Origin of the sequence: Humidesulfovibrio mexicanus, from assembly GCF_900188225.1 — a bacterium.
GTDB lineage: Bacteria > Desulfobacterota > Desulfovibrionia > Desulfovibrionales > Desulfovibrionaceae > Humidesulfovibrio > Humidesulfovibrio mexicanus.
In genome coordinates this window covers 1-15,781 of sequence record NZ_FZOC01000009.1, presented here as the reverse complement: position 1 = coordinate 15,781, position 15,781 = coordinate 1, and the positions used below count along the sequence as shown (strand labels likewise).

The following is a 15,781-nucleotide window of genomic DNA, read 5'->3' as shown; positions in this document are numbered from 1 at the left end:
CAAACGGGAACCCCACGGAGGTTTCATGAGCGGGCAGACTTTGACCAAGGCGCACATCGTCGACGCCATCTACAAGAAGACGGACCGCAACCGCGCGGAAATCAAGGATCTCGTCGAGACCACCCTTGAGCTGATGAAGCAGGCCATCAAGAAGGACCATGCCATGCTGGTGAGCGGCTTCGGCAAGTTCGAGGCCTACGACAAGAACTCGCGGCGCGGGCGCAACCCCCAGACCAACGAAAGCATCACCCTGCCGCCGCGCAAGGTTGTTGTGTTCCGCCTGTCGCGTAAATTCCGCGCGGAGCTCAATCCGCAGGAATAAACGCCTGGGGCCAGTCGGCCTTGAGCTCTTCCAGGGCCTTGCGGGCTGCCGCGAGGTCCTGGAAGGGGCCTGCCTGCACGCGGTGAAACACCGTCTGCCCTTGCTCCACGCGCGCCACCCGCGCCTCCTCATATCCTTTTCCCGTCAGCCAGGCCCGCGCGGCCTCGGCGTTCTTCTCCGTCGTAAAGGATGCGATCTGCACCACCGGGGTCCTGGGGACGGCCGCCGGGTCCGCCTTGGCGGCCTGCTCGGCCGCGTCGGCCTTGGCCTCTGGCGAGGGCTCCGGCTTGGGCGCGGCCGTCTGCTGCTTCGGCGCTTCGGCCTTGGCCTCTGGCGCGGGCACCGCCTTGGGGGCGGCCGCCTTGGCCTTGGGCTCTGTCGGCTTGGACGCGGCGGGCGGATTGGAGGGTTTCGGGTCCGTGACCTCGGCGACGACCACGTCGCTCGTGTCGTGGGTCACCGGGCGCGTGTCCGGGACGCGCTCGCCGTGCGGGGGCGGCGGCCCTTTGCGTTCACCGCGCACCTCGGCCTCTGTGCGCACTTCTGGCGGGTCGGAAGGGATGGACTTGCGCGGGGCGCAGGCGGGCAGCAGGATGAGCCCGGCCAGGGCCAGCGCTTGCGCGCGGGAAAGCAGGCGTGGACCGTTCATGGGGGCCTCCGTGCGTTGGACGGGTGGGGGAGCCGTGTTTGTTAAACAAAGTCTAGAATAGGGCAGCGCGTGTTGGAATGCAAGGGGCTGAGGCGGGGATGGGCCGAGAATCCACAAGGGCGTTCGCCTGTCGGTCTCGGCTTCGTTCGCGTCCGTGGTCGGCTCCGAGTCTTTTGGTTCGTGTCGCCACACGCAAAAAAAGACGCCCGGTCTTTCGACCGGGCGCCGTCCTTAGCCGATTGTGCCCTTGCGGGTCTTAGAAGCCGTAGCCCAGGGCCTCGCGGATGTCCGCGGGCAGGTTGGCCTTGCTCTCAGGAGCGGACTTCTTCTTGGACTTGCCGGCCTTCACGCGGGCGGCCTTGGCGTCATCCAGGGAGAAGGCGCGGGGAATCTCGAACACCTGGCCGGGGTAGATCAGGTTGGCGTTCTTGATTTTGGCGCGGTTGGCCTTGAAGATCAGGGGCCACATGAAGGGGTCGTTGTAGATCTCCTTGAATTCGGAGATCCACCACAGGCAATTGCCCTTCACCACGGTGTAGGACGTGGGCAGTTTGGCGTAGTCGGCCTCGTAGATCTGGCGCGGGGACAGAGGTGCGGGGGCGGCTTCGCGGGTTTCAACGACGGGCGCCGGGGCCGGAGCCGGTGCGGGCTCGACCTTTTTGGAGCAGCCAAGGGCGAAAACAGCACAGCAGGCGATGGTCAGCAGCATGAACTTTTTCATAGTTAACTCCCTCCTCCAGTTGGGAACTGCAAGATATTCCTGGCCGCCGGAACCTGTCAAGCTTAACCAACCATTCTTTGCGTCCAGTTGTCGAGAATTTTTTTCTCCTGCAGCACAAGGCGCTCGTTCGGATTGATGGCCAAAGCGCCTTGCACGGCGAGCGCCGCTTCGTCAACCCAGCCGCCAAGGCGCAGGCTTTGCGCCGCCAGCACGAACATGCGTTCCGGGTGCTCGCCGTAAATGGTGGCCACGAGGTTGGCGTAATCCGCGCCAAAGACTTCGCGCACCAGCTGGTTTTGCGAGAACAGGTAGCGCGCCAGCAAGGCGTTTTCGCTGTGGCGGGCCAGGTAGATGGGGAACAACTGTCGGCACTGGCTCATGATGAAGCGGATGCGGTCGATTTCGCGGCGCATACTTTCTTCCGTCTGGCGCAGCACCTGGAAGAGCTCCTCCACCACCACGCGTTCGGCCTCGGGCAGGTCGCGGCCGCGCAGGGCCAGGAACCACGGCGCGTAGGTCAACGCCTGGTAGGCGTCCTCCTTGAGCTTGATGGTCTCGTGGAAGATGTAGCCCAGGCCCCAGTCCAGGAACTGCCCGGTGAGCGGGGTCTCCGGGTCGTTGCGGAACACGTGGTGGGAGGTGTCCTTCATGCGCCACAAGAGCCCCTTGTCCATCTCCTGTCCGATCAGGTCGCGCAGGATGGTGAAGGCCACCGCGCCTTCGCGGTCGAAGGAGCCGAACTGTTGCTCCAGCGCCTTGCACGACATGCAAAAGTTGCGGAACATGTCGCGCACGAACTCCGGCAGCTTGGCCCGAATCCAGGTCTTGGACATGCGTTAGCCCCTTTTCTTGCGTGGATGTTCGGCCTGGGAGGCCAGCCGCGTCAGTTCGGCCAGCCGCGCGTCCACCATGCTGTAGAGCGATCCCGGCGTGTAGCGGCCGTCCTTGCGGCGCGTGCCGGCGGGCAGGCCGGTCAGAATGGTCATGGCCTGCTCTATGCTGGCCACGGGGTAGAGGTGGAACTGGCCCGCGCGCACGGCCTCCACCACCTCGTCCTTCAGCAGCAGATGCACGGCGTTGTCCGCCGGGAAGAGCACGCCCTGCCGTCCGCTAAGTCCCCGCCTGCGGCAGACCTCGAAGAAGCCTTCCACCTTGCGGTTCACGCCGCCCACGGCCATGATGGCCCCGCTTTGGCTTACCGCGCCGGTGAAGGCCAGGGACAGGTCTATGGGCGCGCCGGAAAGCGCGGACAAAAGCGCCGCCAGCTCCGCGCCCGAGGCGGAGTCGCCCTCCACCCCGGCGTAGTTTTGCTCGAAGCACAGGCTGCCGGTCAAGACCAGCGGCTTGTCCTGGGCGAAGAGCCGCACCAGACAGCTCTTGATGATCATCATGCCCTTGGTGTGGATGGGCCCGCCCAGCTGGGCCTCGCGCTCCAGGTCCAGAATGCCGCCGTGCCCCACGCCCACGGTGCAGGAAATCTGGTGCGGCAGGCCGAACTCGTAGTCGCCGAAGAGCGTGACCGACAGGCCGTTGGCGCGGCCCACCGCGCTGCCGCCAGTGGCCACCTTGATGATCTGCCGGTCGTAGTCGGCCATGAACTCCTCTTCGAAGAGGTTGGCCCGGAAGTCGTGTTCGGCCACGGCGCGCGAAAGGTCCGACAGTTCCACCAGTTCCCGGCCGTCCATGCGGGCGATGGCCGCGGCCTCGATCATGCGTCCGCGAACCTGGGTGAAGGACAGGGTGAGGCGCTTCTGGTCTTCGGCCAGGCGGCTGGCGTGGTCCACCAGTCCGGCCAGCGCCTCCCGCGAAAACGGCGGCAGTCCGCCCTGGTCGATGATGCCCGCCAGGGCGGCGAGGTACTGCCGGGTGCTGGCGGCGGTGCGGGCCACGCTGCCCTGCAGATGGGCCTTGAGCTTGAAGTGCTTGCGGAAGCGGTCGTCGCCCGAAAGCAGGGCCTCATAGGCTTCGTCCGTGCCCACAAGGATGATCTTGAGGTCCAGGGGGATTGGCTCTGGCTCGATGGTGCGGGTCCGGGTCTGCTCGCCGTCGCCGGGGTCCTCCATGCGCAGGCGGCCCAGGCGCAGGGCGCGCAAGAGTCCCTCCCAGGAGCCCTGGTTGCCCAGCAGGTCCTCCACGTTCAGGATGAGGAAGCCGCCATTGGCCCGGTGCACGCTCCCCGCGCGCACCAGCGAGAAGTCGGTGTAGAACGCGCCCAGTTCGCTTTCGCGCTCAATGCTGCCCAGCAGGTTGAAGGCCGTGGGGTGGTCCTCCACCACAACGGGCGCGCCCTGCCGGTCCTGGGCCAGCCGTCCGTTGTCCACGAAGAGGTTCACCTCGTGGCGGTAGCCGATGTCATCTTGCGCCTGCGCCTGGCCGTGGGCTTCGCCGTGGGCCCCGTGGGCGGACTGCGCGGCCGGTGCTGCCGCGCCCCAGCGCTCCGCCGCGTCGCGGGGGAGATAATCGTTCACGTTGTCCAGGATGTCCTTTTCAACGGCGGCCATGTGCTCAATGAGCCGGGCATGGGCGGCGAAGTCCTTGCGCAGGGGGGCCAGGCGCGTGGTGAGGGCCTCGGCGGCGACTTCGCGGTGGAGCTTGAGTTCGCCCTGGCGGAAGCCCTGCTCGCTTTGGGTGAGCTTGCGCAACAGCACGCCGATGTCGGACAGCAGGCGCTCGCCCTTGGTCTTGAGCAGCTTGCGCCGGGCCGGAGGCAGGCGCCCGTATTCCTCGTCCTCCATGACCTTTCCGCCCGCCATGGGCAGTATGGTCAGCCCGCCGTTGTCGTCCATGTCCAGGGCGAAGCCCTTGTCGCGGGCCATGGCTTCCATTTTATTATAGATGCTGTCCCGCTTGGCCGAGAAGCGCTTGAAGAGCGTTTCGTGCTTGTTGCGGTAGGCGTCCTGGTCGAAGCTGGCGTTGATGGCCAGGCGCACGTCGGCCAGCGCCTTGGCCAGGGCGGTCTTGTAGGCGCGGCCCTGGCCGGCCGGCAGGCTCACGGCGTGCGGGCGGTCCTCGTCCTCGAAATTGTGCAGGTAGAGCCAGTCCGGCGGGGTGGGCCGCTTGGCCGCCTCCGGCGAGAGGATGCTCCGGACGAAGTGGGTGCGTCCCTGGCCGGGATCGCCGGCCACAAAGACATTGTATTCCAGGCCGGGGATCATGAGCGCCATGCGCAGGGCCTGCATGGCGCGCGGCTGGAAGGCCGCCTGGCCGTTACGCTTTGCGAGTCCGCGGCTGTCTGCGCAGGGCAGGGAGGCCGGGTCAAGGCGGGTCCTCAGTTTCTCCGGGGGCAGGGTCGCCGCCGCCCGGACGATTGTGGTGCCGGTCTTTCGGGTCATGCTCCATCCATGCTGGCTGTGGCGTGCGCGCAGTGGCGCGGATGACTGCTCATACTGGCTTCGGGCGCGATTGTCACTATTTGCGCCAGCGCGGCCTGGGTGCGGAAAAGATGAAAAATGCGTGGCCGCGAGGGCGCAACCGCATTGACGGGGCAAGGGGCTTGTGCTAGCTACTTCTCCTTGTGAAGAAATGAACGTCCCGGCATTCCGGGTCCGGGGGCCGCGCGCAGGCCATCCGGAACAACCGTCCGGGGTTTGAGTATGTTCTTTCCCAAGCAGGGCAAGCAATCCGGGGCACTGGAACTGTTCTACGTCGCCGGGACCATCGGTCTCCAGCTTGTGAGCGCCACCTTCATCGGCCTGGCCATGGGCTACTTTTTGGACAAGTGGCTGGGCACGAGTCCGTGGCTCCTGGTGGTGTTTCTCCTACTGGGCATCGTTGCGGGGTTCCGCGACGTGTACCGGGAGGCCAGGCGCATCCAGAGGCGCACTGGCGAGGGGACTGGCAAGGACGGCCAGGAACCGGGGAAATAGACGGCGGGCTTTTGGGCTCGTTGGCGCGAGGGTGCATGTTCGCAGAGCTTGTCCGGAAGATGGACGCCGTATTGTACCGCCGGGGCTTCGCCCTGGTGGAGGCAAGGCGGCTGATGCGCAACCAGGTGCTTCTGGCCGCGGGTGGGTCGGCGGTTGCGTGTCTGGCGAGCGGGTTCTCCAACTGGGGGTTCTCCTTCGCCGCCGGTGCGTGCATCATCAGCATCAATTTCTGGTGGCTTTCCAAGGCCGCGCAAGAGTTGGTCCGGGTGAGGCGCGGCGCCATGTTCACGCTTTTGACGCTCTTTTACGGAAGGCTGGTGTTGACCGCCGCCGCCATCGCCATGCTGGTCGCATGGGCCGGGGCGTCGGCTTACGGGCTTTTGGCCGGGCTCTCCACCGCGATCGCCAACGCGGTGTTGTGGGGGGTTCTTCAGATCAGGCACAAAGTCCCCACTGTGGGGAAGGGGAAGGAGGCTTAGGACATGTCTGCAGGACTTCCGCATCCGCTGACCTATTCGATGATCATCGACGAGAAGCTGGGGCTGGGTCTGCCGCCGCACGTGTATTACATGTGGCTGGCCATGATCATTCTGTTCACCTGCGCCTTCATGCTGCGCGGGCGACTCCAGCTGGTGCCCGGCGGGCTGCAGAACGTGTTCGAGACCGTCATCGGCGGGCTTGAGGACTTCACGGTGGCGAACATAGGAGAGGAAGGCCGAAGGGTGTTCCCGTTCCTGTGCTCCATCTTCATCTTCATCCTGGTGATGAACTACATCGGCCTGATCCCCGGCTGCGACGCCGCCACGGCCAACGTGAACACCAATGCCGCCATGGCCATCTGCGTGTTCCTCTATTACAACTACATCGGCATCAAGAAATGGGGCTTCGGCTACATTAAGCACTTCATGGGCCCCATGGCCGCACTGGCCCCGCTGATGCTCATTCTTGAGACCGTGAGCCACCTGGCCCGCCCGGTCTCGCTCACCCTCCGTCTTTTCGGCAACATCCGCGGCGAGGAAATCGTCCTGGTGCTGCTCTTCGTGCTTGCTCCGGTGCTCGGCACCCTGCCCATGTACTTCCTGTTCATCCTGGGCAAAACCATTCAGGCCTTCATCTTCTTCATGCTCACCATGATCTACTTGAAGGGCTCCCTGGAGCACGCCCACTAATCACGGGGAAATGGTCGTCTGACCACAACAACATACCTTTAGGAGTCACCCTCATGCGTAAAGCTCTTCTGATGACCCTGGCTATGGTTCTCTGCGCTTCCGCCGCCTTCGCTTCCGACGATGTCGCCGCCGCCGGCGCCGCTGTCGGCCCCGTGGCCGCCTGGGCCACCGCCATCGGCATGGGCATCGCCGCCGGCCTCTGCGGCATCGGTCAGGGCCTTGGCCTGAAGGCCGCCTGCGAAGGCACCGCCCGCAACCCCGAAGCCGGTGGCAAGATCACCGTTACCCTGATCCTGGGCCTGGCCTTCATCGAGTCCCTGGCCATTTACGCCCTGGTCGTCAACCTGATCCTGCTCTTCGTGAAGCCCCTGGGCGCCTAGTTTCCTGTCTGCATCCGGATTCAAGGAGGCCGTAAGGCCTCCTTTTTTCCGGGGCATCTGTTAATAATTTCACAAATATATATCCAGCCGGATGTAAGGCCGTGAAGAGCGAGCATATTCCCAAGGCCACCATTGCCCGACTGGCCACCTACATACAGGTCCTGTCGGAATTCAAGCGCGAGGGCACCGACGTTGTCTCCTCGGAGCGCCTGGCCGAGGCCTGCTCCGTGAATTCTTCGCAAATCCGTAAGGACTTGGCTTACTTCGGAGAATTCGGCGTCCGGGGTGTGGGCTACTACGTCCAGGATCTCATCACCTCCATCAAGCGTTCTCTCGGCATCGACCGCGCCTGGAACTGCGCGCTTGTGGGCGTGGGCAACCTGGGGCGCGCGCTTTTGCGCCACCGAGAGTTCTCGCGCAAGGGCTTCATCATCCGCGGCGCCTTCGACTGCGATCCCTACAAGATCGGCGAGGTGGTGGAAGGCATGGAGATTGTCTGCTCCCGCCAGTTGCCCGCCAAGGTCAAGGAACTGGGCCTGGATATCGGCGTCATCACCACGCCGCCGGAACGCGCCCAGCGCGCCGCCAATTACCTCATCGGCGCGGGCATCAAGGGCATCATCAACTTCGCCCCGGCGCGCATCGCCGTGCCCAAGCACATCCATTTGGAGTATGTGGATTTCTTCCACTATTTCTACGCCGCCGCTTTCCACATCCGTTTCGACGAATCCCGCGATTGATTTTCCCACTGGTCGCATAGCTTTTTGCTTATGCGGCGCGGTTGACTTGCGTAGTTGTTGGGCCGATGATGCTGACGCACACCACGCATCGCGCAGTATCGGAGCCTTCGCCAGTGCAGGATATTGATCAGCTCCCACGAGTGTTTCTCCATACGGGCGACTGCTACCTCGGCGTCCAGCCCACCCTGGTCACCACGGTGCTCGGCTCCTGCGTGGCCGTCACCATGTGCGATCCGCGCAAGGGGCTCGGCGCCATATGCCACGCCTTTTTGCCGAACAGCGTGACCTTTGATTCGCATGGACGCGAGCCCCAGCTCTGCCGCTTTGTCGATACCGCCCTGGACAGCATGTACGCCTCGCTTTTGAAGCTGGCGGTCCGGCCCGAAGATCTCGTGGTCAAGGTCTTCGGCGGGGCTTCCGGGCTTATGGGCGGGGTGCAGCGCACGTCGCTCTACGATATCGGCAGCAGGAACATCATGGCCGTCCGCCTCTGGCTCATGAACCATGGCCTGCCCATCTTCAAGTCGCAGGTGGGCGGAAACAACGGGAGAAAGCTCCATTTTCTCACGCATACTGGCGATGTGTGGGTGAAGCAGTTGAACCGCAGCGGAAGGGAAGGGTGAGTATGCAGCGCATCATGCAATTCGTTTTCTCGACGATTCTTTCGCTGGCCTGCCTCGCCAGCGCCATGGCGGCGGATACCCCCGCGCTCACGCAGGTCGGCGTCATCGATGCGCTGCTCGCCGGGGGGTACGAGGGGGCCATGTCCATCGAACGTGTGCGCGCCTTGGGCGACATCGGGCTGGGCACCTTCGACGCCCTTGACGGCGAGATGGTGGTGCTGGACGGTCGCGTGCACCAGGTGCTGGCCAGCGGCGCTGTGGTCATTCCGCCGGACAGTCTGACCACCCCCTTTGCCCAGGTGGCGCGCATGGGCGCGCAGGCGGCCTTCCCCCTTGAGCCCGGGCTGGACCTGGAGGGTTTGGGGCGGCGCCTGGACGCGGTGCTTGGCGATGCCAACGTCTTTGCCGCGGCGCGTGTGGATGGCCGCTTCGCCAGCCTCAGCGCGCGCAGCGTGCCCCGCCAGAGCCCTCCGTACCGGCCGTTGGCCGAGGTGGCCAAGGAGCAGACCCTGTTCCGTTTCCAGGCCGTGGAGGGGACGCTTGTGGGCCTGCGCGGCCCGGCCTACGCCAAGGGCTTGGGCGTTCCGGGCTGGCATTGGCATTTTCTTACCCGTGACCGCACGCGCGGCGGACATGTGCTTTCCTGCGTGCTGGACGCCACGGCACGCCCCCAGGCGCGGGTGTCCGCATTGCGCCGCTTTGTGCTTGTCCTGCCGGACAAGGGGCTTTCGGGCTTCGACCTTGGCCGCGACCGCAGCGGGGAGCTGCATTCCGTGGAGGCCCCGCAGTGAACATTCTCATGATCGCGGTGAACGACCCGGCGGGCACGGGCATCGGCTTCTGCCGGGCCGTGAACCGTCTGGGCCGCCACCACTGCCGCATGGTCACCCTGGAGACGCGCTACACCCATTCCTGGCCCAAGGATCTGCACGTGCCGGACCTGGACGATGCCGGTCTGGCGGAACTTGAACGCCTGCTGCGGCAGAGCGACGTGTTGCACTTCCACATGACCGCGGACGAGCAGTTGCGCCTTGGGCCGTTTCTGCCCGCCGACTACCTTCCGGGCAAGGCCGTGGTCCACCATGAGCACGGGCACCACGAGTTCCGCGCCGATCCGGAGCGTTTCCGGGAGAAATATCGCCGCCTGGGCCGCAGACACCTGCTGGTGAGCACCCCGGACCTGCTGCGCATGATGCCCGAGGCCCGCTGGCAGCCCAACCTCGTGCATCAGGACGACGAAAGCCTGCGGCCTTTTCCGCGTGACTGGTCCGGCCCGCTCAGGCTCGCCCATTCCCCCACGCGCAGGGATCTCAAAAACACCGAGGAACTGCTGGAGGTCACGGCTTCGCTGCAGGCCCAGGATATCGGCCTGGAGCTGGACCTCATCGACAATGTGCCCCATGCGGCGTGTCTGGCGCGCAAGCGGGCCTGCCACGCGCTGTTCGACCACATGCAAGGGTACTACGGGGTGAGCAGCCTGGAGGGTCTGAGCCAGGGGCTGGCGGTCATTGCGGGCCTGGACCGGTGGAATCTGGACCATGTGGCGGAATTTTCCGGGCGCTGTGTGGACGAACTGCCCTGGGTGCTTGCGCGCGATGCGGACGGTCTTGCCGCCGCCCTGCGCGGCCTTGCCGGGGATATGGACCGCTGCCGCCGCATTGGCGAGGATTCGCGCCGCTTTGTGGAGCAGTGCTGGCCTGAGGCCAAGGTGGCCGGTGGGCTGTGCGATTTCTGGGATGCGCTCTAGGGTTTGCTCCGGCGCGCGAATGGTGTAGGGTGCCGCCCATGCGAGCCTTGGAACGCCTCACGAACACAGTGGCCATGGGCACGGGCCTGGGCGCATTGGCTTTGGCCCTGTTTTTCGGTCCGGTCGCGGCCTTGGCCGGGGAGTGGGAGCTGCGGTTGCCTGTGCAGAAGACCGCGCGCATGACCCTGCCCGAACAGCCCGCTCCTGCCACCACCGACTCCGCTCCCGCCACGGCCGAAAAGCGGGCTGATGCTCCAACCGCCCCCAAGACGGCCCTGGGACGCGCCGCGGAGGCGGCCGCCACTGCCGAAAAGGCTGCGGCAAAGCCTGTGCGCACGTCCGAGGCGAAGCCCGCCCCGGCCAAGTCGGCCCAGGCGCAGCCCGTGGCGGCGGCCCATGCGCCAGGCGCGGCCAAGGCGATGGTCGCGCCGGACCTTTCCGCCGCGTCGAAAGCGGCCCCGGCCACGGCCGCAATTCCCCAGGCCGAGCCAAAAAAGGACGCCGCCCCGAAGGCCGCGGCGGAAAAGGCCGTGCGCGTGTCCGCCGCCCCGGCGGTCGACCCCAAGGCCCTGGCCCTGCCGCAACAAAAGCCGCAGGGCACGCCCCTGCCCCTGCCGCCGGATGGCAAATGGGTCGGCGACATCGTGCTGGAATTTCAGCCGGATCGGGTGATCGTGCACGCGGCCACCAACACCGTTGTGGAGCGCGTCACCTGGTTCAACCTCGCCACGCCGGACGCCCCGCGCAAGCTGGCCGTGGACCTGCGCGGCCCCTGGCGCAAGAAGGGCGGCACCTTGCTGCGCTACGACACCGGCCCGGTGAAGGCCGTGGCCGTGGGGGAACACCAGGACCGTTTGCGCCTGTCCATCGAGTTCCGCAACGGGGCCGTGTCCCGCGAGCTTGACCCGGATCTCGTCAAGGAGGCGGGGAGCCTGCGTGTTTCCATCCCCCTGGCCGTGCGTCTGGGGTCCTAGCCTTCCGTCAGCGCCGTCTTCCGTCACGCAATCGTCACAAATCCGTGGTCCAGATGTCGCTTCCCGTGCGTACATCTCCTGGTGCGGCACGCCGCGTCCGCGTCCCTGCGGCAAGCGGCGGCAAGCACACGGAGACGCACATGCCCGACATCAAAATCACGTCGCAATCCCTGGATTTCTATTACGGCGATTTCCACGCCCTGCATCAGGTGAGCCTGGATTTCGAAAAGCATCACGTCACCGCCCTCATCGGGCCCTCCGGTTGCGGCAAGAGCACCTTTCTGCGCTGCATCAACCGCATGAACGACCTCATCCCCGGCACGCGCGTCACCGGGCTTCTCGCCCTCGACGGCGAGGACATCCACGCCCCCGGAGTGGACGTGGTCGCCCTCAGGCGGCGCATTGGAATGGTCTTTCAGAAGCCCAATCCCTTTCCCAAGACCATTTATGAGAACGTGGCCTATGGGCTTCGCGTCAATGGAATAAGCGACAAGCGCGTGCTCGACCAGGGGGTGGAGTCCTCCCTGCGCGGTGCGGCGCTTTGGGACGAGGTCAAGGACCGTCTGGAAACCTCGGCCCTGGGCCTCTCCGGCGGCCAGCAGCAGCGTCTGTGCATCGCCCGCGCCCTGGCCGTGCGGCCGGAGGTGCTGCTCATGGACGAGCCCGCAAGCGCGCTGGACCCCATCGCCACCCAGAAGATCGAGGACTTGATCCACGAGCTCAAGCGCGACCTGACCATCATCATCGTCACCCACAGCATGCAGCAGGCCGCGCGCGTTTCCGACCGCACCGCCTTCTTCTACCTGGGAACCCTCATTGAGGAAGGCGACACGCGCACCATCTTCACCAAACCGCGCAACCGCCAGACCGAAGACTACATCACCGGCCGTTTCGGCTAGGAAAAAGGATACAGCCATGCAGCAACGCAGCCATTTCACTCAAAAGCTCTCCGAACTGCGGATGCGGCTCATCCGCATGGCCGCCCTCTCCGAACAGGCCGTGCAGCACGCCTGCCGCGCCTATTTGGAGCACGACACCGACCTGGCTGAAAGCGTCGTCATGAACGACATGAACATCAACGACATGGAAGACCAGATCGACGCCTTCAACCTGGAGCTGCTCGCCCTGGACCAGCCCATGGCCTGCGACTTGCGCCTGATCATCGGCTCCATGCGCATCACCATGAACCTGGAACGCGTAGGCGACGAGGCCGTCAATCTGGCCCACCGCACCCTGTTCCTTTCCACGCGCCATTCCCTGCCGGACAATCCGCGCATGGCCCAGCTGTGCGCCCATGTGCAGGACATGCTGCAAAAGGCCGTGCGCGCCCTTGTGGATGAGGATACCGCGCTGGCCGAAGGCATTTGCGCCATGGACCACCGCGCCGACGAGCTGTCCCTCAAGGTGCTCAAGGAAGCCATCAACACCATGGTGGACGAGACCCGCATCGTGGAGCGCAGCGTGCACGTCATCATGGCCTCGCGCCACCTGGAACGCATCGGGGACCTGGCCACCAACATCGCCGAGGCCGTGGTCTTCATCAAGGAAGGGCAGAACCTTAAGCACCGCTGCCGGGGCTGAGACGGGGCCAGGAAAGGCGGACCGTTCGCCGGGCCGCGTGGTGGTTGGTGCCGCAGGTACGCGGAATCCGTCTTTTCACCGGGCGCCACAGTGATACGAAAACGTCCCGGATGGCCGATGCGCCGTCCGGGACGTTTCTGTTTGGGCAGGGCCATTGTGGGCCTACGCCCTATTCGTCTCCTGTGCCGAGTCGACCCGTTCCGGAGCTGCTGCGGCCATGTTCGGATTGCGGCTCAGGAAGCGGTTGAGGCTGCAGGCCCAGGCTCCCAGCGCGAGCGCCAAAAGAGGCGTGGTGCACAGCAGGTACACCAGGGGTCTGTCGCTCTTGCCGACGTTTCTCCCAAAGACGAAAAGGAGATACGCGGCAGTCCAGACCACGCCGGAGAGCATGGCGCCGGTCAGGATTCTGGAGGGCGAAACGCAGGCGCAGTTGCTGGCGGTTCCTGAAGGGGGCTTTTGTCCGTCATTGGCTTGTCTCCATGCCGCGAGCAGCAGAAACAGGAGAATCCCCAGGCCCGTGGCGGCGTGTGCCCAGCGCAGCAGCGGGGCGGCATAGTCCAATTCGATGGTCACCGGCCCGGTCGTGGGGATGGCGATGGCCTGGAAGCTCAGATTGGCCCGCTGAACCGGCACACGGCTGCCGTTGATGCGGGCTGTCCAGTTTGGGTGGTAGTTGTTGGTGACCACGAGGCTGCATGGTTCGGAAATGTCGCCCTTGAACACAAGCCGGTCCGGGCCGTGCTCCACCAGGGCGATCTGTCCCGGCCCTGCCTGTTCCCCGGCAAAGGGCATTGCTGCGCTCGCCATGCCGGTGGCCGAAGCTGGGCCGCTTATGAACACGACATCGCGCAGGCTGGGCGTGTCCTGACCCGCCAGAACCGCCGCCAGGTCTTCATCCGAGGTGAAGGTTTGGGACTGGCGCACCAGGTAGCCGCGCTCGAAGGAGCCCTGCAACCGATACACATGCAGCGGAAGCGAGTACTCCGCATCCAACTGGCTGCCGGAAGGAGCCAGGGGCAGGCTGCGGCCGGGCAGGAACAGGTGCTGGTCGCTGTGCGCCTCCAGTCCTTCCACTGGCGAGGTGGAGAGGATGTAGCGCACGTTCATGGCCAGAAGCAGCGGCAGATTGAAATCCGCAATGCTGCGCGGCTGCCGCGGAGTAAGGGTCACCCGTGTGACAAACGGTGCGCGGTCTTCGGTGCGGCCAAAGTAGATGTGGTGCCAAAAGCTGTCGTACCATTCCACCTGGTCCAGGCGTTCCAACTGTGGCAGGATGACCAGCTTGGCGTAGTGCTTGTAGTGCTTGTTGAACAGGGGCCCCTTTTGGCCCAGCGTGTCCAGGCCGTTGCCCAGGGCCACCACAGGCTGAAAGTCCAGACACGCCACCCGGAAGGGAGTCTGCCGCTGTTCCTTGGCGATCTCCGCAAGCTGCGGGTGGTTTTCGAAGATGCGGGAATAGGGCATGGATTGCGTTTGGAGCAGGAACTGCTGGCGGGTCATCATGGTCCAGCCGCAGAGGCAGAAGACGAACAGCATCCAGCACGCGGCCGGGGACGGCCGGGACCGGGCCGCACGGGAGGCCGAGGCAAGGGCCAGTAGTCCGCCCCAGAACGCGCCGAGCAGAAAGAGTCCGGTTATCCCGTCTTGTACGCGGCCGCTGGCGAAGGCGGAGGCTGCGGCGACAAGCCCCCACCGCCAATCTGGCCGCTTTCCTGAGCGCAGCATGTCGTCGAAGGCCGCACTGAAGCCGAGAATAAGGGTCATCTCCGAGAAGAAACGGATGTTGGAAAGGTCCATCTTCAAGATGAATGAGCCTTCCAGCAGGTGCAGCAACTGGGTGCCGGGCATGAGGGGGTTGAACACGACCACGGGCAACACTGCGAAGGCGAACACCGGCCTGAGGCGTTTGCTGGCGAGCATCGTCGGCAGGGCGAATACGAGCAGCGGCAGGTATGCATTGTTGCGGAAGGCGTTGAACACCAGGCGGAGCGTCTGAAGCAGCGCCTGGGTCGGGCCATCGTAAGGGGTCGCATAGCCCCGGTGGACGTAGGGGACGAAGTTGTACAGCTCCAGCAGGTTCGGCATAAAGAGCAGAACGTAGGCCGTCCACAACAGGAATACCAGGGCCACGTGTCGGCGCAGGAAGGGATCGTCCCGACGGAAGAGCAACACCAGGGCAAGGTGCAGCACAGGAGCGTACGGCAGCGAGAGCACCGGATAGGAGAGGGAGCTCAGGAACAGCAATCCTGCCGCCTTGAGCCAGCGGATGGCGCGGCTCTGCCCGCCGCCTGCAAGATCCCGCGTCCAGGCGCACAGAAGCGGCAGGGAGTAGCTCATGACCGCGAGCACCAGACCCGACTGACAGGCCACGGCGAACAGCGCCCCGCCCAGGATCGCCGCCCGTTTGTCCAGGCCCAGGAAGCCTTCCAGCATTCTGTGCATTCCATATCCCGCGACGAAAGCCCGCAGCAGGTTCCAGGCCAGGGAAAGAATCCACAAGGGCATGACGGTGGCCAAAAGCGCTGGAGGCGCATAGGGAGGATGCTGCGAGGCGAAGGAGGGCAGCCCCCCGCACAGTAAGGGATTCCAGGAGAAAAGCCCGTGCTCCAGGGTCAGGGTTCCCAGAAGCCGGTACATGGGGAAATGGATTTCGATGGTGTCGAAGAAGGAGACCGCAGCGTAGGGACCGAGCATGATCTGGTCGATGCACAGGGCGGCAGCGAGCCCCAGAAAGAGCAGGATGTCCCTGTACGGGCGCGGGCGCGCCCCCTGGTCATGACTGGCGGAGGTCATACCGAAGCCCCCTTCGCGACGGGAGCCCTCGGCCTGCGGCCGCCGCGCATTTCCGGTCGCATTCTGTAAGGTGCAGTGCATTGGGCGGGGCAGGCCGCACAGTGCACTAGCTGGAGATCGAGCCTATTTCCACCACACCACTTCGCGCAGGAACTGGAAGTAGTATGCGGCGCCCCAGCGCAGGACCTGCAGCTTGCGCTCGCCGCCGATGCGTGG

The 15,781-nt window shown here is 65.1% G+C and carries 17 protein-coding genes; 12 read left to right on the top strand and 5 right to left on the bottom strand.

The genetic code is table 11. The annotated features are described in order from the left end of the window. Nucleotides 1-25 precede the first annotated feature (25 nt). Nucleotides 26-322, top strand: coding sequence for an integration host factor subunit alpha (locus CHB73_RS15105; protein WP_089275442.1), 297 nt, complete (start codon nt 26-28; stop codon nt 320-322). On the opposite strand, the gene CHB73_RS15100 is transcribed toward CHB73_RS15105, so the two are convergent. From CHB73_RS15100 to CHB73_RS15085, 4 genes are all read right to left on the bottom strand, one after another. After that, complete coding sequence (locus CHB73_RS15100) at nt 306-971, bottom strand: SPOR domain-containing protein (protein ID WP_089275441.1); 666 nt, start codon at nt 969-971, stop codon at nt 306-308. The genes CHB73_RS15105 and CHB73_RS15100 overlap by 17 nt on opposite strands. A gap of 256 nt (nt 972-1,227) precedes the next feature. Continuing rightward, on the bottom strand, nt 1,228-1,692 hold the full coding sequence (locus CHB73_RS15095) for a LysM peptidoglycan-binding domain-containing protein (RefSeq protein ID WP_089275440.1): 465 nt from the start codon (nt 1,690-1,692) through the stop codon (nt 1,228-1,230). A 62-nt stretch (nt 1,693-1,754) separates the two neighbouring features. Next, nucleotides 1,755-2,525: a hypothetical protein gene (locus CHB73_RS15090; protein ID WP_089275439.1), complete on the bottom strand. Its 771-nt coding sequence runs from the start codon at nt 2,523-2,525 to the stop codon at nt 1,755-1,757. A gap of 3 nt (nt 2,526-2,528) precedes the next feature. Next, the gene (locus tag CHB73_RS15085; protein ID WP_089275438.1) at nt 2,529-5,024 is read right to left on the bottom strand and encodes a Lon protease family protein; all 2,496 of its coding nucleotides are present in this window, start codon (nt 5,022-5,024) and stop codon (nt 2,529-2,531) included. A 261-nt stretch (nt 5,025-5,285) separates the two neighbouring features. Here CHB73_RS15085 and CHB73_RS15080 point away from each other — a divergent pair, with 261 nt between their 5' ends. The 11 genes from CHB73_RS15080 (at nt 5,286) to phoU (ending at nt 12,772) form a co-directional block, all read left to right on the top strand. Then, the gene (locus CHB73_RS15080) at nt 5,286-5,558 is read left to right on the top strand and encodes an AtpZ/AtpI family protein (RefSeq protein ID WP_089275437.1); all 273 of its coding nucleotides are present in this window, start codon (nt 5,286-5,288) and stop codon (nt 5,556-5,558) included. Nucleotides 5,559-5,593: 35 nt separating this feature from the next. Further along, nucleotides 5,594-6,037 (top strand): ATP synthase subunit I, encoded by a 444-nt coding sequence (locus CHB73_RS15075; protein WP_089275436.1) that lies wholly within the window; start codon nt 5,594-5,596, stop codon nt 6,035-6,037. 3 nt (nt 6,038-6,040) lie between these two features. Then, nucleotides 6,041-6,727: a F0F1 ATP synthase subunit A gene (gene atpB / locus CHB73_RS15070; protein WP_089275435.1), complete on the top strand. Its 687-nt coding sequence runs from the start codon at nt 6,041-6,043 to the stop codon at nt 6,725-6,727. 53 nt (nt 6,728-6,780) lie between these two features. Continuing rightward, nucleotides 6,781-7,107, top strand: a complete 327-nt coding sequence (locus CHB73_RS15065) for an ATP synthase F0 subunit C (RefSeq protein WP_089275434.1) — start codon at nt 6,781-6,783, stop codon at nt 7,105-7,107. 101 nt (nt 7,108-7,208) lie between these two features. Further along, nucleotides 7,209-7,847 carry a redox-sensing transcriptional repressor Rex gene (locus CHB73_RS15060; RefSeq protein WP_089275433.1) on the top strand — a complete coding sequence of 213 codons (639 nt, stop codon included), beginning with the start codon at nt 7,209-7,211 and terminating at the stop codon, nt 7,845-7,847. 113 nt (nt 7,848-7,960) lie between these two features. Further along, nucleotides 7,961-8,470, top strand: a complete 510-nt coding sequence (locus tag CHB73_RS15055; RefSeq protein ID WP_235641626.1) for a chemotaxis protein CheD — start codon at nt 7,961-7,963, stop codon at nt 8,468-8,470. 2 nt (nt 8,471-8,472) lie between these two features. Then, nucleotides 8,473-9,261, top strand: coding sequence for an acetolactate decarboxylase (budA, locus tag CHB73_RS15050; protein ID WP_089275432.1), 789 nt, complete (start codon nt 8,473-8,475; stop codon nt 9,259-9,261). Beyond that, the gene (locus CHB73_RS15045; protein WP_089275431.1) at nt 9,258-10,217 is read left to right on the top strand and encodes a glycosyltransferase; all 960 of its coding nucleotides are present in this window, start codon (nt 9,258-9,260) and stop codon (nt 10,215-10,217) included. The genes budA and CHB73_RS15045 overlap by 4 nt, the downstream gene beginning before the upstream one ends. A gap of 38 nt (nt 10,218-10,255) precedes the next feature. Beyond that, on the top strand, nt 10,256-11,191 hold the full coding sequence (locus CHB73_RS15040) for a hypothetical protein (RefSeq protein ID WP_089275430.1): 936 nt from the start codon (nt 10,256-10,258) through the stop codon (nt 11,189-11,191). 140 nt (nt 11,192-11,331) lie between these two features. Then, nucleotides 11,332-12,090 (top strand): phosphate ABC transporter ATP-binding protein PstB, encoded by a 759-nt coding sequence (gene pstB, locus CHB73_RS15035; protein WP_089275429.1) that lies wholly within the window; start codon nt 11,332-11,334, stop codon nt 12,088-12,090. Between the two features lie 16 nt (nt 12,091-12,106). Beyond that, on the top strand, nt 12,107-12,772 hold the full coding sequence (gene phoU / locus CHB73_RS15030) for a phosphate signaling complex protein PhoU (protein ID WP_089275428.1): 666 nt from the start codon (nt 12,107-12,109) through the stop codon (nt 12,770-12,772). Nucleotides 12,773-12,934: 162 nt separating this feature from the next. Here phoU and CHB73_RS15025 read toward each other — a convergent pair whose 3' ends face one another. Continuing rightward, a complete protein-coding gene (locus CHB73_RS15025) occupies nt 12,935-15,565 on the bottom strand; it encodes a DUF6044 family protein (RefSeq protein ID WP_089275427.1) in 2,631 nt (876 codons plus the stop codon). Between the last annotated feature and the right edge of the window lie 216 nt (nt 15,566-15,781).